General features: G+C 37.1%; 24 protein-coding genes, 1 tRNA gene and 1 pseudogene. 24 read left to right on the top strand and 2 right to left on the bottom strand.

Features of this window, described 5'->3' with window-relative positions; genetic code table 11:
• Nucleotides 1-4: 4 nt before the first annotated feature.
• Nucleotides 5-316 (top strand): phosphoribosyl-ATP diphosphatase, encoded by a 312-nt coding sequence (gene hisE, locus IGI58_RS03370; RefSeq protein ID WP_429954466.1) that lies wholly within the window; start codon nt 5-7, stop codon nt 314-316.
• A 171-nt stretch (nt 317-487) separates the two neighbouring features.
• On the top strand, nt 488-1,360 hold the full coding sequence (locus IGI58_RS03365; protein ID WP_429954467.1) for a hypothetical protein: 873 nt from the start codon (nt 488-490) through the stop codon (nt 1,358-1,360).
• A 90-nt stretch (nt 1,361-1,450) separates the two neighbouring features.
• Here IGI58_RS03365 and IGI58_RS03360 read toward each other — a convergent pair whose 3' ends face one another.
• Nucleotides 1,451-1,840, bottom strand: a complete 390-nt coding sequence (locus IGI58_RS03360) for a DUF4828 domain-containing protein (protein WP_429954468.1) — start codon at nt 1,838-1,840, stop codon at nt 1,451-1,453.
• A gap of 173 nt (nt 1,841-2,013) precedes the next feature.
• Between IGI58_RS03360 and sfsA the strand changes: the two genes are divergently transcribed.
• The 13 genes and pseudogenes from sfsA (at nt 2,014) to IGI58_RS03295 (ending at nt 13,708) form a co-directional block, all read left to right on the top strand.
• Nucleotides 2,014-2,751, top strand: a complete 738-nt coding sequence (sfsA, locus tag IGI58_RS03355; protein WP_429955378.1) for a DNA/RNA nuclease SfsA — start codon at nt 2,014-2,016, stop codon at nt 2,749-2,751.
• 8 nt (nt 2,752-2,759) lie between these two features.
• Nucleotides 2,760-3,761, top strand: a complete 1,002-nt coding sequence (locus IGI58_RS03350; protein WP_429954469.1) for a Gfo/Idh/MocA family protein — start codon at nt 2,760-2,762, stop codon at nt 3,759-3,761.
• Nucleotides 3,762-3,787: 26 nt separating this feature from the next.
• A complete protein-coding gene (locus IGI58_RS03345) occupies nt 3,788-5,056 on the top strand; it encodes a DEAD/DEAH box helicase (RefSeq protein ID WP_429954470.1) in 1,269 nt (422 codons plus the stop codon).
• 33 nt (nt 5,057-5,089) lie between these two features.
• Nucleotides 5,090-7,804, top strand: coding sequence for a sigma-54-dependent transcriptional regulator (locus IGI58_RS03340; protein WP_429954471.1), 2,715 nt, complete (start codon nt 5,090-5,092; stop codon nt 7,802-7,804).
• A gap of 151 nt (nt 7,805-7,955) precedes the next feature.
• Complete coding sequence (locus IGI58_RS03335) at nt 7,956-8,276, top strand: PTS sugar transporter subunit IIB (RefSeq protein ID WP_087641063.1); 321 nt, start codon at nt 7,956-7,958, stop codon at nt 8,274-8,276.
• A 41-nt stretch (nt 8,277-8,317) separates the two neighbouring features.
• The gene (locus tag IGI58_RS03330; protein WP_087641064.1) at nt 8,318-8,635 is read left to right on the top strand and encodes a PTS lactose/cellobiose transporter subunit IIA; all 318 of its coding nucleotides are present in this window, start codon (nt 8,318-8,320) and stop codon (nt 8,633-8,635) included.
• A 90-nt stretch (nt 8,636-8,725) separates the two neighbouring features.
• Nucleotides 8,726-10,003, top strand: a complete 1,278-nt coding sequence (locus IGI58_RS03325; protein WP_429954472.1) for a PTS sugar transporter subunit IIC — start codon at nt 8,726-8,728, stop codon at nt 10,001-10,003.
• A 590-nt stretch (nt 10,004-10,593) separates the two neighbouring features.
• Complete coding sequence (locus tag IGI58_RS03320) at nt 10,594-11,220, top strand: hypothetical protein (RefSeq protein ID WP_429954473.1); 627 nt, start codon at nt 10,594-10,596, stop codon at nt 11,218-11,220.
• Nucleotides 11,221-11,369: 149 nt separating this feature from the next.
• A complete protein-coding gene (locus IGI58_RS03315; RefSeq protein ID WP_087641066.1) occupies nt 11,370-11,576 on the top strand; it encodes a hypothetical protein in 207 nt (68 codons plus the stop codon).
• A gap of 21 nt (nt 11,577-11,597) precedes the next feature.
• A complete protein-coding gene (locus IGI58_RS03310) occupies nt 11,598-12,284 on the top strand; it encodes a lysozyme (RefSeq protein ID WP_429954474.1) in 687 nt (228 codons plus the stop codon).
• Between the two features lie 340 nt (nt 12,285-12,624).
• Nucleotides 12,625-12,795, top strand: a pseudogene (locus IGI58_RS03305) (site-specific integrase); the annotation flags it as partial.
• A gap of 108 nt (nt 12,796-12,903) precedes the next feature.
• Nucleotides 12,904-13,191, top strand: a complete 288-nt coding sequence (locus tag IGI58_RS03300; protein ID WP_429955380.1) for a YciI family protein — start codon at nt 12,904-12,906, stop codon at nt 13,189-13,191.
• A gap of 34 nt (nt 13,192-13,225) precedes the next feature.
• Entirely contained in the window at nt 13,226-13,708 is a 483-nt protein-coding gene (locus IGI58_RS03295; RefSeq protein WP_087641068.1) for a tetratricopeptide repeat protein, read from the top strand.
• Between the two features lie 449 nt (nt 13,709-14,157).
• On the opposite strand, the gene IGI58_RS03290 is transcribed toward IGI58_RS03295, so the two are convergent.
• On the bottom strand, nt 14,158-14,802 hold the full coding sequence (locus tag IGI58_RS03290; RefSeq protein WP_429954475.1) for a histidine phosphatase family protein: 645 nt from the start codon (nt 14,800-14,802) through the stop codon (nt 14,158-14,160).
• Nucleotides 14,803-15,864: 1,062 nt separating this feature from the next.
• On the opposite strand from IGI58_RS03290, the gene IGI58_RS03285 reads away from it, so the two are divergent.
• The 9 genes from IGI58_RS03285 (at nt 15,865) to IGI58_RS03245 (ending at nt 22,239) form a co-directional block, all read left to right on the top strand.
• Nucleotides 15,865-16,185, top strand: a complete 321-nt coding sequence (locus tag IGI58_RS03285) for a PTS sugar transporter subunit IIB (RefSeq protein ID WP_069661642.1) — start codon at nt 15,865-15,867, stop codon at nt 16,183-16,185.
• A 37-nt stretch (nt 16,186-16,222) separates the two neighbouring features.
• Complete coding sequence (locus IGI58_RS03280) at nt 16,223-16,543, top strand: PTS lactose/cellobiose transporter subunit IIA (protein ID WP_087641070.1); 321 nt, start codon at nt 16,223-16,225, stop codon at nt 16,541-16,543.
• Nucleotides 16,544-16,670: 127 nt separating this feature from the next.
• On the top strand, nt 16,671-18,122 hold the full coding sequence (locus IGI58_RS03275) for a PTS sugar transporter subunit IIC (protein ID WP_087641071.1): 1,452 nt from the start codon (nt 16,671-16,673) through the stop codon (nt 18,120-18,122).
• 81 nt (nt 18,123-18,203) lie between these two features.
• Nucleotides 18,204-18,422, top strand: a complete 219-nt coding sequence (locus IGI58_RS03270; protein WP_087641072.1) for a hypothetical protein — start codon at nt 18,204-18,206, stop codon at nt 18,420-18,422.
• A gap of 21 nt (nt 18,423-18,443) precedes the next feature.
• Nucleotides 18,444-18,641 (top strand): DUF3188 domain-containing protein, encoded by a 198-nt coding sequence (locus IGI58_RS03265; protein WP_087641073.1) that lies wholly within the window; start codon nt 18,444-18,446, stop codon nt 18,639-18,641.
• On the top strand, nt 18,641-19,054 hold the full coding sequence (locus IGI58_RS03260) for a DUF3284 domain-containing protein (protein WP_429954476.1): 414 nt from the start codon (nt 18,641-18,643) through the stop codon (nt 19,052-19,054). Before IGI58_RS03265 ends, IGI58_RS03260 begins: the two co-directional genes overlap by 1 nt.
• Before the next feature lie 279 nt (nt 19,055-19,333).
• Entirely contained in the window at nt 19,334-20,737 is a 1,404-nt protein-coding gene (locus IGI58_RS03255) for a PTS sugar transporter subunit IIC (protein WP_429954477.1), read from the top strand.
• Nucleotides 20,738-20,872: 135 nt separating this feature from the next.
• Nucleotides 20,873-22,060, top strand: a complete 1,188-nt coding sequence (locus IGI58_RS03250) for a GNAT family N-acetyltransferase (RefSeq protein ID WP_429954478.1) — start codon at nt 20,873-20,875, stop codon at nt 22,058-22,060.
• A 105-nt stretch (nt 22,061-22,165) separates the two neighbouring features.
• A tRNA-Arg gene (locus tag IGI58_RS03245) sits at nt 22,166-22,239 on the top strand.
• Nucleotides 22,240-22,318 lie beyond the last annotated feature (79 nt).

The following is a 22,318-nucleotide window of genomic DNA, read 5'->3' as shown; positions in this document are numbered from 1 at the left end:
AATGATGATCGAACAATTATATGAAGAAATTCTATTACGGAAAAAAGAACCAAAAACCGGCTCATATACAAATTATTTATTTGATCAAGGTCTAGATAAGATTCTTAAAAAAGTTGGAGAAGAAGCAACTGAGGTAGTCATTGCAGCAAAAAATGATCAAGCAGAATTAGTTGCAGAAACCTCAGACTTGATTTATCACATGTTAGTCTTACTGGCGGAGAAGGAAATTTCTCTAGATGCTATTGAAGCAGAATTGAGGCAAAGAGAAGGCAAATTAAGCAAAACAACGGAACGTAAAGTAATTGAGGATCTTTAATACATTTAGTTTTTTTGAAAACATACATCAATTCAAAATAAATAAAGTTAAACCTGTTACTTTATTAAAAAAGAATTAAGAACATGACAAAATCGTTGTTTTTGATTTCGATAATATTTCTTTTGTGTTACATTTTCGTTACGGATGGTGTAACACAAAAGGAGTTTTTTTATGAAAAAAATAATTATAGTAGTTGTACTGTTGTTTGCGATTATGATACCAACTTTAGGTTATGCAGAAACAATTTCTTTTTCTGCGTTTGATCCATCGGTTGAACTAACTAGCCATTATGCCTTAAAGCAATTATTAAACGGGCAAACAACGCGTAGTAAAAAGAACAAAGGCGAGATTTATTTAGAATATCCTTATGAAAAAGAACCTTATATGTATTTTTCAAAGTTTGTAGTAGACGGTCCTACAAATCAGTATGGCGGTTTTATGGAAACGATTTATTATCGTGATTCTATTAAAATAAGGGACATGTATTATGAAAAAAATCCAGTTCATACAAATAAAACAGGAATATACTTTGCTGACCTGTGTTTTACCTCCGAAGAAGGGATCATTTATCATTATAAAAATGTTCCGTACTTAGTTGAAAGTGATGTACCAACCATTTTTTTTAAAGAAGTAAATCATGATAAAGAGAATAATAAACTGTTTGGAAAAGTTGAAATGCCTAAGCTTGAGAATATTTGTCGAATTGAATTATTCTATACGGATCAGGAAGATTACCATTATCAGGAAACAGTAGTTGATAGTGAAGGGAACTTTAGCATTGACTTAAAACGAGAAGGTGAGCTTGGAAAGATGTATCTAAGAGCTAGTGACGGCTTAGGAAATTATGCGAATGCATGTGATATTTTAAAGACAGGGAAAGTGGAGTTTGACATTGTTTCCAAAGTCTCAAATGAAAAAAATACTAATAAAGCAGCACAAAAAAAGAAATCTTTTTCTATTGCACCTTGGCTCTTGATAGGTGTGTTTTTTATAATGATTGGTATTTTTTTGAAAGTACAAAAAATGATAAGAAAAGAGATTTGAGTACAGGCTTCTTTTATGTTCTAGTTAATAATTTAGAGGTAAATAGCGATCTTTAACAAAAAAATTCTGAATAAGATCAGAATTTTTTTGTTATTCTTGATTTAAAGTAGTGATTTTCTCTAAAACGTACGTCGCATCATCCGCTTCATCATACAAAGATACAGGTTCATCATTGATACATTGGACGATCAAATGATACCCATATTCATCTTGCACAACTAAGCGCTTACTTGTTAATTCGATCAAGCTATGATCGAGATTTTTCCCATCGATGCTGATTTGTAAGTCCTCTTCGATACTTAACGTATGCTGTGTTGCTTTTTGTTTATTGACGAACCACCATTTACCGATATAACTTTTATATAAATTAGGAATACTAGTACCTGTTTGTTGTTTTTCTTGTTGCTTTTTCAAAAACAACGAGCCAGCGATTCCAGTAATAAGTGATGCGCCTAAAAATAATGACCAGTGTTTTTTCATACTATCAATCCCCTCTAGCTCAATCATAGCATGAAACACAAGAACCGACTATTGGAAAATCTTTTCCTATAAAAAAACTTAATGAACGCATGGCACATAAAATTGAATGAAAAGTTTGACAATGATTTTTCAGTCGAAATATGGTATTGTTTTGATGAGAGGGTGTTACAATGATCACATATCCAAACGTGCATTTAGCACATTTTATAGATAGACCAAATCGTTTCATTGCCACCTGCAGGATTCAGGCAACTGGTGAAATCGTGACCGTTCATGTGAAAAACACTGGTCGATGTAAGGAATTGTTCTATCCAGAGGTGGAAGTTGCCTTATCTTATCAACCGTCGCCAAAAAGAAAAACAGCGTACGATCTGATCGCAGTAAAAAAACAGGATGCTTGGTTCAATATCGATAGTCAGGTTCCTAATGCTTTAGCAAGTCAAGCAATTTTAGACGGTACGATTGTTTTGCCTGAACTTAAAGGAAAGATCACTTCTGTCAAGAGAGAAAAACGCTTCGCTCATTCACAGTTTGATATACTAGTAGAGACAGATACAGGCAATCAAGCGTTTGTTGAGGTCAAAGGAATGACGCTAGAAAATCAAAAAATCGGTGCATTTCCTGATGCACCGACGCTCCGTGGCCTAAAGCATGTGACAGAGCTGATCGAAGCACTTAAAGAAGGGTATCAAAGTTATGTTTTGTTTGTTGTTCAGTTTCAAAATATTCAGGAAGCAACGATCCATACAATGATGCAGCCAGCATTAGCGGAAATGATTTTATCAGGACAAAAACAAGGGTTAAGCGTCATTGCTTACAATTGTCTTGTTACACCTGATACAATAGCAGTAGCACATCAAGTCCCATTTGATGTAATGAAGAAGTTTGAAGATCCAAATTCAGAAAGGTGAGGGTAAAGATGATTCACTTAGGTATTATTGGAACAAACTGGATAAGCCATCAATTTGTCAAAGCAGCATTAGAAACAAATCGTTATGATTTAACAGCGGTTTATTCACGCAAATTAGAAACGGCACAAAAATTTGGTGCAGAATATGGCGATGTAGAGTATGCAACTGATTTAAAAACGTTCTTTGGCATTGCACACATGGATACTGTATATATTGCTTCACCTAATTCCCTACATTTTGAACAAGCGAAACAAGGGATTTTGGCAGGGAAAAATGTCATCGTTGAAAAACCAGCTTTTTCTACACCAGAAGAAATGGCTGAAATCATTGAATTAGCGAATCAACAAAAGGTATTTTTCTTTGAAGCTGCTCGAAATGTTCATGAAAAAAGCTTTAAGAAAATCGCAGACTTATTACCACTTAAAAACCAAATCATGGGTGCAAACTTTACCTATATGAAATATTCTTCCCGCTACGACCAAGTGTTAGCTGGACAAGAACCAAATATTTTTTCTCCACATTTTTCTGGCGGAGCAATCGCTGATTTAGGTGTTTACCTAGTGTATGCAGCAGTCGGTTGGTTCGGTATGCCAAATGAAAGTCATTATTTTGCCCGTAAGCTGCCGACAGGCGTCGATGGTATGGGCACGGCAATATTACGCTATGACCTATTTGATGTAACACTGCAAACGGGTAAAAATGCAGATGCCTTTTTAGATTCTGAAATTTATTTTGAAGGCGGCACGTTGATTTTAGATAGTGTAAATGCAATCAGTAAAGCAGAATTTCATGACCGCAATCACCAAGAACGTGACATCATTTCGATTACGACAGAAGAAAATCCAATGATCGAAGAAGCACACGATTTTGCGGATGTTCTCGAAAATCCTAATGATCCAGTTCAGGGTGCCCGTTACGAAGAATGGGTGGAGTTATCACGCAATGTCAATAAAGTATTAACAACCTTAAGAAAAAGTGCCGGCATTGTTTTTGATGCGGATAAAGAATAAATCGTTTTAAATAAGAAAGGATTACTATGACATTTATCAAGAATACACCAGAAGCTTGGCAAGAACATTGGCAAGCTTCTGGTTTTAGCGAGCCGTCGATCATCCAGGCAAAAAGCTTTCAGCCGCTTAAAGAAAAGCAAAACGTTTTAGGGATTTCACCCACAGGCTCAGGAAAGACCTTAGCCTATGTACTGCCTCTTCTTCTAAATGTAGAAAAAGCACAAGGGAGTCAGTTACTGATTCTAGCACCATCACAAGAGCTGGCTATGCAAATCAGTCAGGTTGTTCGTGACTGGGCATCACTACTTGAGCTAAAAACACAATTGTTGATCGGCGGTGCTAACGTTAGCCGCCAAGTAGAAAAGCTAAAAAAGAAACCAGAAATTTTAGTAGGGACACCGGGACGTGTGCTGGAGTTGATCAAAGCTAAAAAAATCAAAAGCCACCTACTGAAAACGATCGTGATGGATGAAGTCGATCAATTGTTCCATGAAAAAGAAATGAATTTGACGAAACAGATTTTGACTAGCGCTCCGACCGACTTTCAGCTTGTCTTTTATTCTGCGACAGCGGATCGAGTAAATGAAGAAGCACAGAAACTAGCAGAGCAGCTGACGATCATCGATGTGACGGATGAAGATCATTCTGCTGGAACGGTCAATCATTATTATATGAACCTATCTCCGCGAAAGAAAAGCGCATATTTAAGAAGCTTGTCTTATACATCAGATTTTCGCGGCATGGTTTTCTTTAATCAAGTAGCTGATCTAGGTGCTGTAGAAGAAAAATTAGTTTACGAAGGACTTTCAGTCGTCAGTTTAGCTTCAGATCAAAATAAAGCATTGCGCAAATTGGCGATCGACCAGTTTAGCAGTAAAAAAGCGGTCATGCTTTTAACGACGGATATTGCTGCTAGAGGATTAGATTTTGAAGCAGTGCCTTATGTGATCAATACAGAGGTTCCATTATCTGAGGAAAGCTATATTCACAGAGCTGGCCGAGTAGGTAGAATGGGGGCTTCTGGAACTGTGATCACATTTGTCAATGACGCGACGAAAAGAGACTACCAACGTATATTGAAGAAGATAGGCTTGACCACTCAAGAAATTTTTCTTTATGAAGGTGCGCTGCATTTGACAAGAAAAGAAAAAAGTTTAACTGAAGAACGAGCTGTTTCAAGTGAAAAAATAAAAAAGGTCCCAACTGAACAACGAAAAGAGAAAGTAAAAAAGAGACCTAAAAATTCTAAAAATAAAGGGGCTAGACGAAAAACGTCCCAAGGCCAAAAAGAGTAACGATGTAAAGGTCCTGATTTAAGGAGGATATCCATGAAATCTAGAAAAGATGAGATTCTTTCAGTATTAGAGTCGAAAAAACAAGGGATGACAGCAGCGGATGTTGCTGAAGAATTGATGATCGACCGTAGTAATGCTAGTCGTTATTTAAGTGAGTTGTACAAAGAACGCAAGATCATCAAAAGTGACGGGCGTCCGGTTGTCTATTCCATTGCCGCAGAAGAAGAAAAAGTTCATGTTGATAGTTCCAGTGAAGTGACCTTTGACAATTTAGTTGGAGCCAACGACTCATTGAAAGTCAGTATCCAGCAAGCCAAAGCCGCTATTTTATATCCGCCTCGCGGGTTGCACACCATTATTTTTGGAGAAACAGGGACAGGGAAATCCCTATTTGCTGAATGTATGTATCATTTTGCAGTCGATTCTAAAACCTTAGCACCGGATGCACCATTTGTGTCCTTTAACTGTGCAGATTATGCACAGAATCCTCAATTGCTTTTCGGACATATTTTTGGAGTGAAAAAAGGTGCGTATACAGGCGCCAATGAAGATAGTCCCGGCTTGATGTCTGAAGCGGATGGCGGTATTTTGTTTCTTGATGAAATTCATCGTTTGCCGCCTGAAGGTCAGGAAATGCTATTTACTTTTATCGATAAAGGAATTTACCGTCCTTTAGGTGAAAGCGGGCAGACTTATGAAGCGTCGGTACAAATCATTGGTGCGACAACAGAATCTTCCGAAAGCTTCCTAACAACGTTCAATCGGCGAATTCCAATGGCGATCACATTGCCTTCATTGGATGCTCGTTCACTTGATGAGCGGTATGAAATCATTTCCTTGTTTATCAAGCAGGAGGCTAACCGTTTAAATCAACGAATCGATATCAAACGTGATGCGATCCTTGCATTCATGCTGTATGATGCAGAAGGCAATATCGGTCAGGTAAAACGTGATTTGAAATTAGTTTGTGCCAAATCCTTTCTCCATTATCGAACACATAATGAAGAAAGTTTAGTAATTAGAAAAAGTGACTTGCCGCTGCAAGTGCAAAAAGGACTATTGAAAATCAAAGAAGTTTCTGATCGCTTGGATCGATTTGTAGACAGTAAAAGTAATTATCTTTCATTTGAGCCTGGTACAAACGAAGTTGTATGGTCTCAAGATCCGGCACGTGATATGCAGGTTTATAATGAAATCGAAGAAAAAGTTGCAAAGCTGTCAGCCAATGAACTAGAAAACGTTGACTTAGAGCAATTGATATCCAGTGATATGGATGCCTATTTCCAAACCTATGTGGATGAATTGACCCAAAATCCTGTGCACAAAGAATTATTGCCGGAGCATATTTGGAAATTGACAGACCGCTTGTATGATATTGCTGAAAAAAGATTAGAGCGTACATATAACGAAAAAGCACGTTTTGCCTTTGCACTGCATTTACAAAGCACGATCGAGCGTGTGCGGGAAGGACATGTGATTGTACATCCCAATTTAAATAATGTACGCAAAAACATGAAAAAGGAATTCCAAGTCGCAATGGATCTTTCTGCAATTATTGAAGAAGATAACAATATTGAGATTCCCTTTGACGAAATCGGTTTTATCAGTATGTTTTTATCGATCAATTTAGGCAACAAAGAAAAAGTCCATGTCAATAATGTGGGTGTAGTCGTATTGATGCATGGAGATTCAACAGCTTCCAGTATGCTGAAAACAGCGCAGGAACTTTTGGGTACGGAAACGGGCGTAGCGATGAACATGCCATTGACGATGGAAGTTCAGACGATGTATGAACAGCTCAAAAGCTTTGTTTTATCGCATCGAGAAGAATTAGCGAATGGCATGCTGCTTTTGACAGACATGGGTTCACTGAATTCATTTGGAAATCTGATTTTCGAAGAAACGGGGATTCGTACAAAAGCCATTACGATGACGAGTACGATGATCGTTTTAGAAGCGATCCGAATGGCAAGTGTAGGTAGAAGCTTGGAAGATATTTATCAAAATATCCAAATGTCCTTTGAAAGTATCATTAGAGAACAATTCCGAACAAGCCCGCAGAATCAAAAGGAAATCAAAAAAGCGGTGGTTGTCACGTGCTTCACTGGGGAGGGCGTTGCAGCCAAATTATATCAACGGATCTTACCTGTGATCGATGAAAATAAAGTTGAGATCATTCAAATGCAGTTTTTGGAACGCGAAGCTTTTAAAAAACATATTGACGGTTTGATGGAAGAATATGAGATCAAAGCAATTGCTGGAACGGTGGATGTTGAATATCAAAATATTCCCTTTTTCTCAGCCTTCGATATTTTCGACGATGAGAAGCTGAACGTGCTAAAACGTATTGCCGGTGATGAGGTTCCAACAGAAAAAATCGTGAAATCATTGAGTGGAACAATTACAGCCGTCGACTCACTACAAAAGCTGATCGTCATGCTGCAAAAAACGGTCCATCAAATCCAAACGGATATGCATATTATTGTAGAACCGGGCGTTGACGCGGGAATCGTGATCCACTTAGCATTTCTAGTGGATGCTAGTTTAAAAGGAGAACCGACCAAAGAATTTGATGGCTTAGCGGCATTCTTGAAGAAGAACCGTTTGGAAGCAGACGTTACCAGAACAAATTTAATGGTGATCGAAAAGGCCTATCGGGTTTCTTTCACGGAATCGGATGTCGCTCATGTAACGAGAATGTTTTTAGAAAATAAAATAAAAACAACAACAGAATACACACACAATTAAGCAGTGTGTATGATGAAAAATAACAGTGTGTACACAAAAATAAGCAGTCAAATCCCTTTGTAGTAATGGGTTTTGATTGCTTATTTATTTTGGCACGCTTCTTGCTTATATAAAAGTATCACCAAACAAAAAAATGAAGGAGTGTCAGGAAATGGCCAAAAAAACAATCATGTTAGTATGTTCAGCAGGAATGAGCACGAGCTTACTAGTAACAAAAATGCAAAAAGCAGCAGAAGAGCGTGGAATGGAAGCAGATATCTTCGCTGTATCAGCATCAGATGCAGACAATAACTTAGAAGCAAAAGATGTAAACGTCTTATTATTAGGTCCACAAGTTCGTTTCATGAAATCACAATTTGAACAAAAATTAGAACCAAAAGGAATTCCATTAGATGTGATCAATATGTCAGACTACGGTATGATGAACGGCGAAAAAGTATTGGATCAAGCAATCTCTTTAATGGATAAATAAACAGTCAATCAAAAAATAAAAAGTGGATAGGAGTTTTACAAATGGAACAACAAAATTTAGAAGCAGTAATGGGTTTGATCATGTTCGGTGGAAATGCTAAAAGCGATGCAATGGAAGCGATCGCAGCAGCCAAAGCTGGGGACTTCGAATTAGCAGATCAAAAAGTGAAGGACGCAGAAGAATCTCTAGTACAAGCACATCACGCGCAAACAGGCATGCTAACACAAGAAGCACAAGGAAACCACATGGAAGTTACATTATTAACAGTTCACAGCCAAGATCACTTGATGACATCGATTGCCTTCACTGACTTGGCAAAAGAAATCATCGACTTATATCGTCGTATGGATAACAAATAAGAAAAACAACGTTTTTGAACGGGACGTTGTCAACACGATTTGAAAAGCATTTTGCTTTTTAGATAAATATTGTTTAGGGGGAAACACAAAATGAACAAATTTGTTCAATGGATGGAAAAATACTTCATGCCAAAAGCATCTGTGATTGCGGCACAACGCCATCTAGTGGCTATTCGTGACGCATTTGTCGTAACGATGCCGTTAATGATTTTAGGAGCACTTGCAGTGCTGATCAATAACCTACCGATTCCAGGATTTTCAGACTTAATGGATAAGCTATTTCCAATGCTTGTCAATGATGCACCGATCTGGAAGAGCTTCGGTGGAAATATCTGGAATGGTACCTTTGCTATTTTCTCAGTTTTGATTGCCTTTTTAGTTGCTTATAATTTAGTAAAATCTTATGGTAAAGACGGCATCGCAGCCGGAACTGTATCTGTTGCTTCGTTCTTCGCAGTTGGCGGACTTAGCGGTATGGATGCAACAGGATTATTTATTGCTTTAGTTATTGCACTTATTTCAGGAGAAATCTTCCAAAGATTAGTTGGAAACGAAAAATTAGTGATCAAAATGCCGGATGGTGTACCACCAGCAGTGGCTAAATCATTTGCTGCATTACTGCCAGCGATGATCACGATCAGTTTATTCAGCTTGATCACATCTATTTTCTTCGGATTCGGCGTTGAAAATATCGTTGTATCATTCTACGAAGCAGTTCAAAAACCATTTATGGGCTTAGCAAATAGCTATCCTTCAGCATTATTGTTGGCATTTATTACACCATTCTTATGGTTCTTCGGTTTACATGGTGCAAACATGGTCGATCCACTGATGCAAACGATCAATGTACCAGCGATCGATGCAAACATCAAAGCACTTGAAGCGGGCGAAAAAATTCCGTATATCGTTAACAAACCTTTCTTCGATTCATTTGTAAACTTAGGAGGAACAGGCGCAACATTAGGTCTGTTGATCGCAATCTTTATCGTAGGGCGCAAAAACAAACCGTACAAAGTCATCACAAACTTAAGTTTAGCGCCAGGACTTTTCAATATCAATGAGCCAGTGATGTTCGGACTTCCGATCGTATTAAATCCGATCATGTTTATTCCATTTATCATCACACCAATGGTTCTTGTAACAACAGCTTATGTTGCTACAGCTAGCGGGCTAGTGCCAGGTGCGACATTTATGCCACCTTGGGTAACACCACCGATCATCGGCGGGTTCTTGGCAACGAAGAGTATTGCCGGCGGTGTTTTAGCCGCAGTCAACTTATTGATCTCAGTCTTGATCTACATCCCATTTGTTAAAGTGGCAACAGATCAATTCTTGAAACAAGAACAAGAAGAAGCAGCGAAGCAATAAGTAAAAAACGCTCGATCATTGAGAAATGATCGAGCGTTTTTTGTATGATGTAAAAGCTATTCGATAGGATGTATGTTGATTTCATAAAAAAATGAACTTTGAAAATGAAAATCGATGTGTGGTTAGATTATTGAATGCTGCTGTATCGTTATATACAGTGGCTTTGTAGACACATTGGGTGTATATTTTATTTATGTTGAATAATGGACTAGTAAATATAGGATAAAACTATTATTTGAAAAAAACATGACTAAAATGTTATGAGTATAAGGAGAAATCAGTTTTTTAAGCAGATGTGGAAGGATCGTTTTCTTTAAGTGAGGACTAAGTGTAAAAATGTCTATGCCAAAAACATTGGTTTTTGACATTGAATAAGAGTTGTCTAAAAGTTATTTCTTTTTCATTTAGTCCATGTGTAATGATTTCATACTTTTTTCTTCATATTAAGACGCGTACTTTTTTCCTTTACAAAAATTTTATAGCACAACTTGGGAGAGTATTAACAGAGAATGGATAGTCTTAACATAAAAAAATTTACTATACTAACGCTGTAAGATCTTACAAAAACAAATGTTAGGAGGTAGTAAAATATGGCGAAAACACTTGGAGAGGTACGAAGTTTTCTCGATAGTCTTATTGGGAAAGTAACTGTTGATAAGTCCAATTCTGCATTAAATGGTCAATGTGTAAGTTTGATTAAAAACGTACTTGAATTTGTTGGAGCACCGAATCCCTATGCGGCGCGAGGTAATGCTAAAGACATTCCTAGCACGTATACTACTCAAGGAATTGCAAAAGTGGGTTCTGGTACGCTAAACATAGCAGTCAATAGAAATGGTGGCGGAGGCTATGGACATGTTTGGGTAAAAATTGGTTCTGATAGTTGGCAAGCGAACTGGGCAGGTTTTCCTGTTAAAAAAAATGTGGGGGAAGATCCTATCACAGACATTTTAAATTTAGACCAATGGATTTCAAATGGCAATATTTCAACATCAGGAGAACTTTTCGATATGCCATGCTTTTTTGAAGTAGAAGGAGATCCAACTCTTTATTATTTTGATGGCAAAGGAATTACAGGGATTGCTCACCCAGATGAAAAAGGAATTCTCAATACAATTTATAAAGCAAATTACGGGAAAGATATGCCTACAGTGCGAAGAGCTGTAGGTTGGTTCTCAAGATTGCGTAGCGTTTCTACACGTCCAATTGTAAAATGAGAGGTTAGTTTGGTTGAGTAATTAAATAGAAGAAATGTGGGAGTTTTTCGAAAGGTTTTGACAGTAATTTACAAGTAGAATAGGTTTATAGAAATGACAGCGCTGATATTTCTATTATAGAATTGATTAAAAATAGGAGGAAAATGATTATGAAATGTTTTTTTGAAGTAGAAGGAGATCCAACTCTTTATTATTTTGACGGTAAAGGAATTACAGGAATTGCTCATCCAGATGAAAAAGGAATTTTGAATACAATCTATAAGGCGAATTATGGAAAAGATATGCCAACAGTACGTCGAGCTGTCGGTTGGTTCTCAAGATTGCGTAGCGTGTCAACGCGCCCTCTTGTAAAATAATCGTATTCGGGAGGTGAAATGATGGCAAATGAGAATATGAAGATTTCTCAAGATGGTAGAAATTTAATCAAGAAATGGGAAGGTCTCCAGTTAACAGCCTATCAAGATTCTATAGGAGTCTGGACTATTGGATATGGTCACACTAAAGGGGTTTATGCTGGAATGACGATTACTGAAAATCAGGCGAATACTTTCTTGGATGAGGATATCAAGTCACATGCGGCTGGAATCTTTAATTATGTGACAGTCCAATTAACTCAAGGACAATTTGATGCACTAGTAAGCTTTCACTTTAATCTGGGACCTGCGATTCTTGTGGGGTCACAATTGCTAGTTTATCTGAACAGTAGACAGTGGCAAGCGGCAGCAAATGAAATGAAAAAATATGTTTATGCAGGTGGACAAATCTTACAAGGGTTGGTCAATCGTAGGAACGATGAAGTTGCTTTATTTTTGAAAGAAGGCGGAGTTGTTGAACCAAGCAAAGATGTGCTTTTCGATACGCCATGCTTTTTTGAAGTAGAAGGAGATCCAACCGTTTACTATTTTGATGGTAAAGGAATTACAGGTATTGCTCACCCAGACGAAAAGGGAATCCTTAATACGATCTATAAGGCAAATTATGGAAAAGATATGCCCACAGTACGTCGAGCAGTGGGGTGGTTTTCAAGATTACGAAGTGTGTCGACTAGACCTTTAGTAAAATAAGTAATTAATCATTAATATAAAGACCTTATCATTCATAAATATGGTAAGGTCTTTATATTGATGTACAATTTTGCTCAAAACTCAAAAGGATCGTTCAAAATTGGTCAAATTATTATGGCAATCAAAAATTACGATCATAAGAAAGAAGTAATTTTTAAAAATTTGACCCACAATAAATCTGACGAAACTGATTGTGTCAGATTTACAAAAATCAACAAAACTAGACAGCTCTAAGGCTCAACTCACGTTCGAGAGAAGCCTTTCATTTATAACTTCTTTATATCTGACTTAAGTAATGCTATAGTGATGTTAAGTCAGATTTAGAAAAAGAGGGATTTTTTTGAAAATTGTTGAACCATTCCGAGACAAAAAACAGATCGATGCCATGAAAGCTATTTTATCCTCCGGAAAAATGGGCCAACGAAACGTGCTGCTATTTTCGATTGGAATAAATACTGCTTATCGAATTTCAGATCTGCGCCGATTAAAATTATCGGACGTTTTAACAATAAAAGGATAAAAAAGAATGATGAAACAATCTGCTTTGAGAGACAGGGCTGTTAAAAGTTTAATTTGTATCAAAAAGGGTTACTAAAGGAGAGAAAAGAAAATGACTAAAATGTATGTTATGAATCTAAGTTATCAAAAAGCAATAACTGAGGTAGAAAAGTATTTAGAAGCTCATAATGAGTATTTGGAAAAATTTTATTCTGCTGGAAATTTTATTTGTTCAGGTAGAAAAAATCCTAGAACGGGCGGAATGATAATTGGTACGTTTAAAAGTATTGAGGAAGCTAATAAGGCAATTGAAGAAGATCCATTTTATCAAAACAAGATTGCAAAATATGATATTACAGAATTCATACCTACAAAAATGAACACTAATTATTTAACCCTAAAAAATTAAAAATTGTCAAAAACGATAGTAAGGATGACAACTAATGAAAAATAATATAAATGATGCTCTACAGCTAAGGGAAGAAGGTAAACTAGAAAAATCTAACCAGTTGTTGTTGGAACTATTAAAAAATGAAAATGATGATCCTTATTTAAACTATCAGGTTGCTTGGAGTTTTGATATCTTAGAAAGAGAGTCTGAGGCAGTATATTATTACGAAAAATCGATCAAGGACGGTTTAGATGGTGTCGATTTAGAAGGGGCATTTCTTGGTCTAGGCAGTACATATAGAACGTTGGGCAAGTATGATCTAGCTGCAAAAACATTAAAGAGCGGGATAGAAAAGTTTCCAAATAATAATGCGCTCAAAGTTTTCTATTCAATGGTGTTATACAACTTGAATCAGTTTTCAGAAGGTATGGAAATTTTGTTACGCTTAATTGCCACAACCTCTGAAGATAAAGAGATTAGAGTTTATCAAAAAGCAATAATGTATTATTCAGATAAATTGGATAAAATTTGGTGAGAAGAGTTCTATTGAGATATGTATAGAGAAGTTAGTGCTTTAACAAAAAGGATTAGTATTGAAATGACTGGATTTCTTAAAGAAATAAATGGTAACTTATGTAGAAAGATCACTAAGAATCTTAAAAAGAATCGGTAGCAACATGAATGAGATCCAAAAACTATCATTAGGAAGAAAACAAATAGAAGAGAATGATAAATATTATGAAATTATTGGTTATTGCAGTGCAATGGCGCAGCTGCTTTCGTCATAACCTTTGAATTAAAGGATAAAGATTTTAGAAAGTATTTGTATATGGAAGACTTTTCTGTAATTGTGATCGATTTTGAAAATTAGACTGAAGCAGCGCAGAATATGTGGGCATCTAAAAAAGCATCAGTAACAAGTGCCTGCCTGAGGAACTTGTTACTCGCATTATCGCCCTGAGCCGCAAAGGCGAATGATGCTTATCATGTAAGGAGAGAAAAACTTTTACCATCCCATTTAATAGAAATAATATCGACATTTTTGATTTTAGGTTTTTTTCGCAACATTTCTTTTGAAAACAAATATAACAATGTTTTAATAGTAAAAGCATGAGTAACGATCAGGATGCTCGGATTATTCAAGTGAATAAAATGATCACCTGTATCTTTGAGAAAACTTTCCAATCTATCCGTAATCATATGAAACGGTTCAACCATACCTGTTGTGTCGGATTTATAAATAATCTCATGAACTTCCGGCAGACGGAAATTAAGTTCTGCAAAATCATTTTGTATCTGTAATTCATTCATCATACTGGAAATAAACTTATCATTATGTTCTGCTTCCCAGCAGCCCAAACACCACTCACGGAGCCTTTTATCAGTAATAACTTGCAGTTCATTTTGCCCCTGCGCAGTTAATATGGTTTTTCCAGTATTTAAAGCTCTGGATGCATCACTGGAAAATGCAGCCGAAAATTTGACATTTTTCAGTTGCTGTCCTAATTGTGAAGCTGTTTGGATCCCTTTTTCAGTCAATGGGGAATCTACCCAGCCTTGTGCTTTATGTAAATGGTTAAGTAATGTTTCACCATGTCGAGTAATATAGAAAGTAACTGTTGAATTCATGTTTTATCCTCCAAAATAATCCTATGTAATCGCTTCACCTTATCGGCAATAGTCGAACCAAGAAATTACTAACATTGTATCAAACCCACCCGCCCAAAACAATGCTAAAGTAAAAGCGTAACGGCGAGATGCAGATAGTTAGAAAGAGAATATAGACCTTTTGTTTTTCGATTTGGCAATGAGACTGGATGGAAAAATTTCTTTTGCTAGAACCAATTGCAGCACAGTTCATGAAGAGAAATTTTGTAGCATACCTATTCTAAAAATCGAAGACTTAATAATAGAATAATTATCAAATGTTCCTGAAGAAAAAGTACTTTTATTTACAAATCTTAACACTGTAAGTATGACAGTAAATTAAAAAAATTGATCATCACTTTAAAAATTATGATATAAAAACAATACTGGATAGTTTTGACTTAATAATGAAAAATGCGAAGGCTTTGTATAGAGATTCAATGTTGAATTATCTTATAATAAGCAAACGAAAAAATTACATAATGCAGTATCTATGTCGATTATTAAAGAGGACAATGTGTTTAAGTAAATAAAAATAAACAATGTTTATAGGGAAGCAAAAAGAAAATAGCTGAAGATCGTTTTAGATCTTCTCTAAAATGATGAGAAGGAGTAATTTACGTGGAAAGTTTAGTTGAAGCAATTGTAAATTTTTATGATTCTCTCATTTTAGCATTTCTTAGCAAAAAGAAAAAAGTAAATTTTATAAAAAAGAAGCGTTAGGAAAGGTGTTTTGCAGTCCCTATATAATAGAGATAGATGATATCAGCTGGGTTCCTGCAGCAGAAGAACAAATAAAAAGGTAAATAAAGAGTATAAATAATTGCTAAGAATGAGAAATATAGAAATCGCTTTAAACACTATAGAATCAACAAAGAAAACGCACACATTTTATACAGTGTAATCAAGAAATATTAGTGTGTACACAAAACGTATAGACCAAAACCTTGCTAATACTGGTTTTGGTCTATACAATTTTTGGCACGCTTTTTGCTTTATATAAAAGTGTAAGTACAACAAACAACTTAGAAGGAGTGTCAGAAAATGGCTAAAAAAACAATCATGTTAGTATGTTCAGCAGGAATGAGCACAAGCTTATTAGTAACAAAAATGCAAAAAGCGGCAGAAGATCGCGGGATGGAAGCAGATATCTTCGCTGTATCAGCATCAGATGCAGACAATAACTTAGAAGCAAAGGATGTAAACGTATTACTTTTAGGCCCGCAAGTACGCTTCATGAAATCACAATTTGAACAAAAATTAGAACCAAAAGGAATTCCATTAGATGTGATCAATATGTCAGACTACGGTATGATGAACGGTGAAAAAGTATTGGATCAAGCAATCGCTTTGATGGATAAATAAGCAAGAAAAAATAATCGATGAACGGAGTTAACAAAAAGTGGAAGATCAACAAAATTTAGAAGCAGTAATGGGCTTGATCATGTATGGCGGTAATGCTAAGAGCGATGCAATGGAAGCGATTGCCGCAGCGAAAGCTGGAAATTTTGAGTTGGCAGATCAAAAAATTGCGGATGCAGAGGAATCATTGGTGCAAGCCCATCATTCTCAAACAGGAATGCTGACGCAGGAAGCCCAAGGAAATCATATTCAAGTCACATTATTAACGGTTCATAGTCAAGATCACTTGATGACATCGATTGCGTTTACAGATTTAGCGAAAGAGATCATCGATTTGTATCGTCGTATGGACAACGAATAAACTGTTTTATTTTCTTTTTTGAACGGGAGAAAGTAGACAACGAAGTTTTTTGAACGGGACTTCAGTCAAACGGGTTTGAAGAGTAGCTTACTCTTTAAATAAATATTATTTATAGGAGGAACAAAAAATGGATGGATTAACAGCCTGGATGGAGAAGTACATTCTGCCGGTAGCTGGTAAAATCGGTGCACAAAAACACTTAGTTGCGTTACGTGATGCTTTTATCGGTACAATGCCAGCAACAATGGCCGGCTCGATCGCCGTAATGATCAACGCGATCATTCGTGACCTGCCGCAGCAATTCTTCTCAGACTATGCAGCGAATCTTGCTGCAGATAAAGGATTCTTCGCAGTTATTAACGTCATTATTGGGATCAATGGATTTGTTTGGAATGGGACTTTGGCGATTGCTGGTTTGATTTTTGCCTTTTCTTGGGGCTATAATTTAGCTAGAGCATACAAAGTAAATGACTTAGCTGGAGGTATCGTTGGTTTAGCTACATTGATTCAAGGGATTGCCTTTGCTTATTCTAATACATTAGAAACAGCGGTTCCTAAAGAATTGATGAACACGATCAATGCTGGAACAGCCGATACAGGTTGGTCAGCAACAGCAGAAGGCTTAACAGCAGGCGGCTGGGGTTGGTTGAAACTTGATCACTTAAATGGAAATGCATACTTCACAGTAATGATCATGGGTGCAATCTCTGTTATCATTTTCTGTAAACTAATGTTGGCGAATATCACGATCAAAATGCCTGATTCAGTACCGCCGGCAGTATCAAAAGCGTTTGCTGCGATTTTACCAGCAACGATCGCATTATATGTTATCGCAATTATTAACTTTGTCGTAGGTAAATTAACAGATGGACAATTGATCATCGATCTAGTTCAAAAATATATTGCAGAACCGTTCTTGGGCTTATCTCAAGGGATCGGTGCAGTATTGATCGTTACGATCTTTGTACAAATTTTCTGGTTCTTCGGTATCCATGGGCCAAACGTATTGGCACCAGTATTAGAAGGTATCTGGGGACAAGCACAATTGATCAATATCGATATTTTCCAAAAGGGCTACAAAGGCTTAACTGGTACACCAGCGGTCTTGAAAGCCATTGATGATGGAAAAGCATATATGTGGGTACGTGGTTCATTTGACGCATTTGCATGGTTTGGAGGTTCAGGTGGTACGATCGTTCTGATCATTGCGATCTTGTTATTCTCTAAACGTGCGGACTACTTAACTGTAGGTAAATTGTCATTAGGACCTGGTATCTTCAATATCAACGAACCGATTATGTTTGGTTTACCGATCGTATTGAATGCGATCATGTTTGTACCATTCTTGGTTGCACCAGTAGTAGCCACTACAATCGGCTGGTTAGCAACATACTTTGGTTTAGTAGCACCAGTATCACAACAAGTAACATGGGTTGTACCGCCGCTATTGCTTTCATTCTTAGCAACAGGAGCAGACTGGCGTGCACCAGTAGTTACCCTTGTGTGTATGGTCGTAACATTCTTGATCTGGACACCATTCGTTATTGCAGCGAATAAGATGGAACCAACAGATCTGTAAGAAGAAAAATTAAATAGCATGTTGCTTTCACTTAATAAAAGTGAAAGCAGCTGCTTCATTGTTTAAAAGGGAGAGGTTAAAATGATTACAATCGCAAGTGCAATGCAGCAAGAAGAAATCAAAGCATTATTAGAAAGCTATGACGGTGGTGATTTCACCTATAAATTTAGTCAAAAGCAAGGGATCAAGCTAGTATTTGAAGTAACTGGAGATAAAGAAGAAGCAGCCAAGAAAGCAAAAGAATTGATCAAAGCTCAGCCTTGGGGCAGTGTCTTATACTTCCAAGCAGCAGCAGTTTAAAAAAGATTGGATGGATGTAAAATGGTAAGAAATGGCTTATTTGTATGCAGTATTGGATCATTGATCATCTTATATGCGCTAAATCCTGCATCAATGAAGTATGATTTGTTAAGTATGACGACAGGAATTTTCTTAGTCGCAGTCGGAGGATATTTTTTCTTTAAAGGAAAAAAGAAAGAAGAGCAAAATAAGAAAGAGAACAACGAGGTGAAACGATAATGGAAATCGTAAAAACATTAAATATTCCAGCATCTGTTTTTTATGGCCAAGTCATGGATTCTGTTTTGTTTGACGTACGCAAACATACTGGTAAAAGCCTAACAAGAAAACAACTAAACAATTTTGAATATGTCAAACAATTCTCAAAGAATAGCCGGGCACGTATCAAAGTCGAAAAAGTAGTTGAAAATACAGCTTACCATTTTAGAACGTCTACAACCAAAAATGACTTTTTAGTTCAATATGATATCAAGCCGCTGGATGACAAATCTTGTGAGATTCATTATGTTGAGAAAATGGAATCCTACGGGTTTTTACAAAAAATCAATGATGTAGCAGTTGGAACGATCATGATGTTCTTTAAAAAGCGTCAGTTTAATAAAATGTTAAAAATGATGGAACAATCATATTGAGTAAGAGTGTCATAGAGACGCTCTTTTTTTTTGCTCATTTTTTACACACAAAATACACTGTGCGTTTATATTTACACAGTGTGTAAAGAAAGCGCTTTATTATAAACCGCGGCAACAACGACTTTTTGGTCTAGATCACTTTGGCATACTACTTGCTTGTTATAAGAATGTAAAGTTATAATGATGCAATCTTTTTTTAGCTGTATGTGTCACTGTTTGGGGAGTTGCTTTAAAAAGTGTAAACTTTTTAAATAAATAATGTTTAGGAGGAAGAAAAGAATGAATGGATTAACAGCTTGGATGGAAAGGTACATCTTGCCGGTAGCTGCGAAGATTGGTTCGCAGAAGCATTTAGTTGCGCTAAGAGATGCCTTTATTGGGATGATGCCTGTAACGATGGCAGGGGCAATTGCAGTGTTGCTAAATGCGTTTATGCGGGATTTTCCTAATACGTATTTGGGCGAAGGAAATGGAATTACAACATTCTTTACGCCGGTGATTGCAGTCAACGGATTAGTTTGGACAGGCACGTTAGCGATTATGGCAGTTGTTTTTGCGGCTTCATTGGGATGTAATGTTGCAAGAGCATACGATGTCGATGTGTTATCAGGAATGTTAGTTTCGCTAGCAGCATTTTTCATCGGGTTACCGCAAAGTGCGACAACGACCGTTACTTTAGCTGAGAAATTACCAAAAAATATCACTCAGCTTTTTACGGATGCTGGCGCGACAGTCAATACGGTTGACGGTGTATCAGCTATTGAAGCTGGTGCTTGGGGTTATTTCCCTTTTGGTAAATATATGGGTGGAACAGGCTTATTTACAGCAATGATTTTTGGGTTCATTTCAGTTATTATTTTTGCGAAGTTAATGAAGAAAAATATTATTATCAAAATGCCTGATTCAGTGCCGCCGGCAGTATCAAAAGCATTTGCAGCAATCATTCCAGGAGTCGTTGCTTTGTATGTATCAGCGATGATCTATCATATCTTTGAGAAAATCACTGGAAAATTGTTGATCGACTGGATCTCTGAATCGATTCAGACGCCATTGATCGGACTTTCTCAAGGCTATGGAGCAGTTTTCTTGATCGTATTGCTTGTCCATGTGCTATGGTTCTTTGGTTTACATGGAACAAATATCATGTCTCCTGTTTTACAATCGATTTATGGGGTAGCGATGGTTGACAATACTAATGCGTATCAGCAAGGACAAGAAATTCCTTATAAATGGGTTGCTGGTTCATTTGAAGCGTTTGTTTGGCCGGGTGGAGCTGGCGTTACGCTGGTCTTGATTATTTCGATTTTACTTCTATCTAAACGTGCAGACTACAAAACGGTCGGAAAACTTGGTGTGGGTCCAGGCTTGTTCAACATCAATGAGCCGGTGATGTTTGGGATGCCGGTCGTGTTGAATCCGATCATGCTGATTCCATTTATCTTAGCTCCATTGGCAACGGCTACGATCGCTTACTTTGCTACGATGGCCGGCTTGGTCAATCCTGTTGTTGTGAATGTGATCTGGGTGATGCCAACGATCATCAGCGGTTTCTTGGCAACTGCAGGAGACTGGCGCGCAATTGTTCTAACAGTGGTCAATTTAGCTGTGGCATTTGTCATTTGGGCGCCGTTTGTTATTGCAGCAAATAAAATGGACCCAAGTTTAGGCGAACCAGAGGAATAACAAGAATTAAACTAGTGGATGTGAGGCAAAACGGATGATCCGTGTTGTTTCACATCTATTTTCTTTTTTTCTGGTGCCTAGTTTTAACTTGGAGTACAATGAAAATGAAGTTTACTTTAATTGGGGTGAAATGATGTGGAAAAAGAAATTCGTCAAATCGGTATAAAAGAATTAAATGAAATGTTTGACTTAGCAGCTTATGCATTCAATGCAGAGACAACAGAAAAACGGAAAGAACATTTTAAACAAATCGTTGCACATTCACAAAATTATGGTTGTTTTTCAGAAGAAAAATTGATGAGTCAGGTGATTTCGACACCATTCACTGTGGATTTTCATGGAACAGTTCATAAAATGGCTGGTATCGGCTGTGTTTCGTCTTATCCTGAATATCGTGGCCAGGGCAGTATTTCAGCGATCATGTCAAAACTATTGGAGGATTTGGCAGAGCAGGAGGTTTCTTTGGCTTACCTAGCACCATTTTCTTATCCTTTTTATCGTAAATATGGTTTTGAACAGCTATTTGAGCAAATTAGCTATACTTTCAAGGCGGCAGATTGGCCGCATGTAAAAGTCGGTTTAGGAAAGATGAAGCGTGTAAATTTTGAAGAAATCAAGCCGATTTGTCAAACGATTTATGCTGGTTTAGAGAAAAATCAGCGGGGTGGAATGATTCGGGAAAATTGGTGGCTGGATTATAGCTTGGGTTCCGATGAAAAGAATTCATTTGCCATTTACGAAGACGAAGAGGGGAATGTAACGGGCTATTTAATTTATCGATCCAGTGCAGCGCGTTTCACTATCAAGGAATGGGGCTATTTGTCTAACCAAGCATTTCAGGCGCTTGTGGGCTTTATCGGTTCGCACAATGGCTCTTCACAAGAATTCTATTTTGAAACAGGACATACGGGTCATGATTTAAGTCATTTGATGCCGGCTCCTCTCGTTGATATGAAGCTGACAGCTTTTATGATGGGGAGAATCGTCTCGATCGAAGCTTTCTTGCATCGATATCCTTTTGCACCTGGAAAAAAAGAGACGTATTATTTTGAAGTAGTGGATTTTTACGCTCCTTGGAATGAAGGAACGTGGAGGCTGAGCATCAATGAAGCTGGACAGGGAACAGTAGAGAAATGCTCTGAAAGAATAGACTCTTCAAAGGTGATCAATGGAACGATCCAAGCGTGGACGCAATTGTTTATGGGGTATTGCACAAGTAGTGAATTGCTCTTTTATGAAAGAATACATGGAGAAAGCAAGCTGCTAGAGGAATTGGGCGACCGACTGGTAAAAGGAAAACCTGTTTTAGAAGAGTATTTTTAAAAAAACATACTCAAAAAGATAGAGCATTATTCCTGTTGACATCAATTGAAAAGACTTTTAAAATAAAAACAGATGTTTTCATTGAAAGATGAAAACATCTCCTGAGTTCCCGTAGCTCAGTTGGATAGAGCAATTGCCTCCTAAGCAATAGGTCGCACGTTCAAATCGTGTCGGGGACGTTCAATGATCATGGATAATGGTTAAAATCAATAGCTTGGCGAAGGCTGCTAGTATGACAGATGAAGAAATAAGTGTGTA

The sequence above is a fragment of the Enterococcus sp. AZ020 genome (assembly GCF_050499205.1).
GTDB lineage: Bacteria > Bacillota > Bacilli > Lactobacillales > Enterococcaceae > Enterococcus_L > Enterococcus_L dunnyi.
This window is presented reverse-complemented; position numbering and strand designations above follow the sequence as displayed.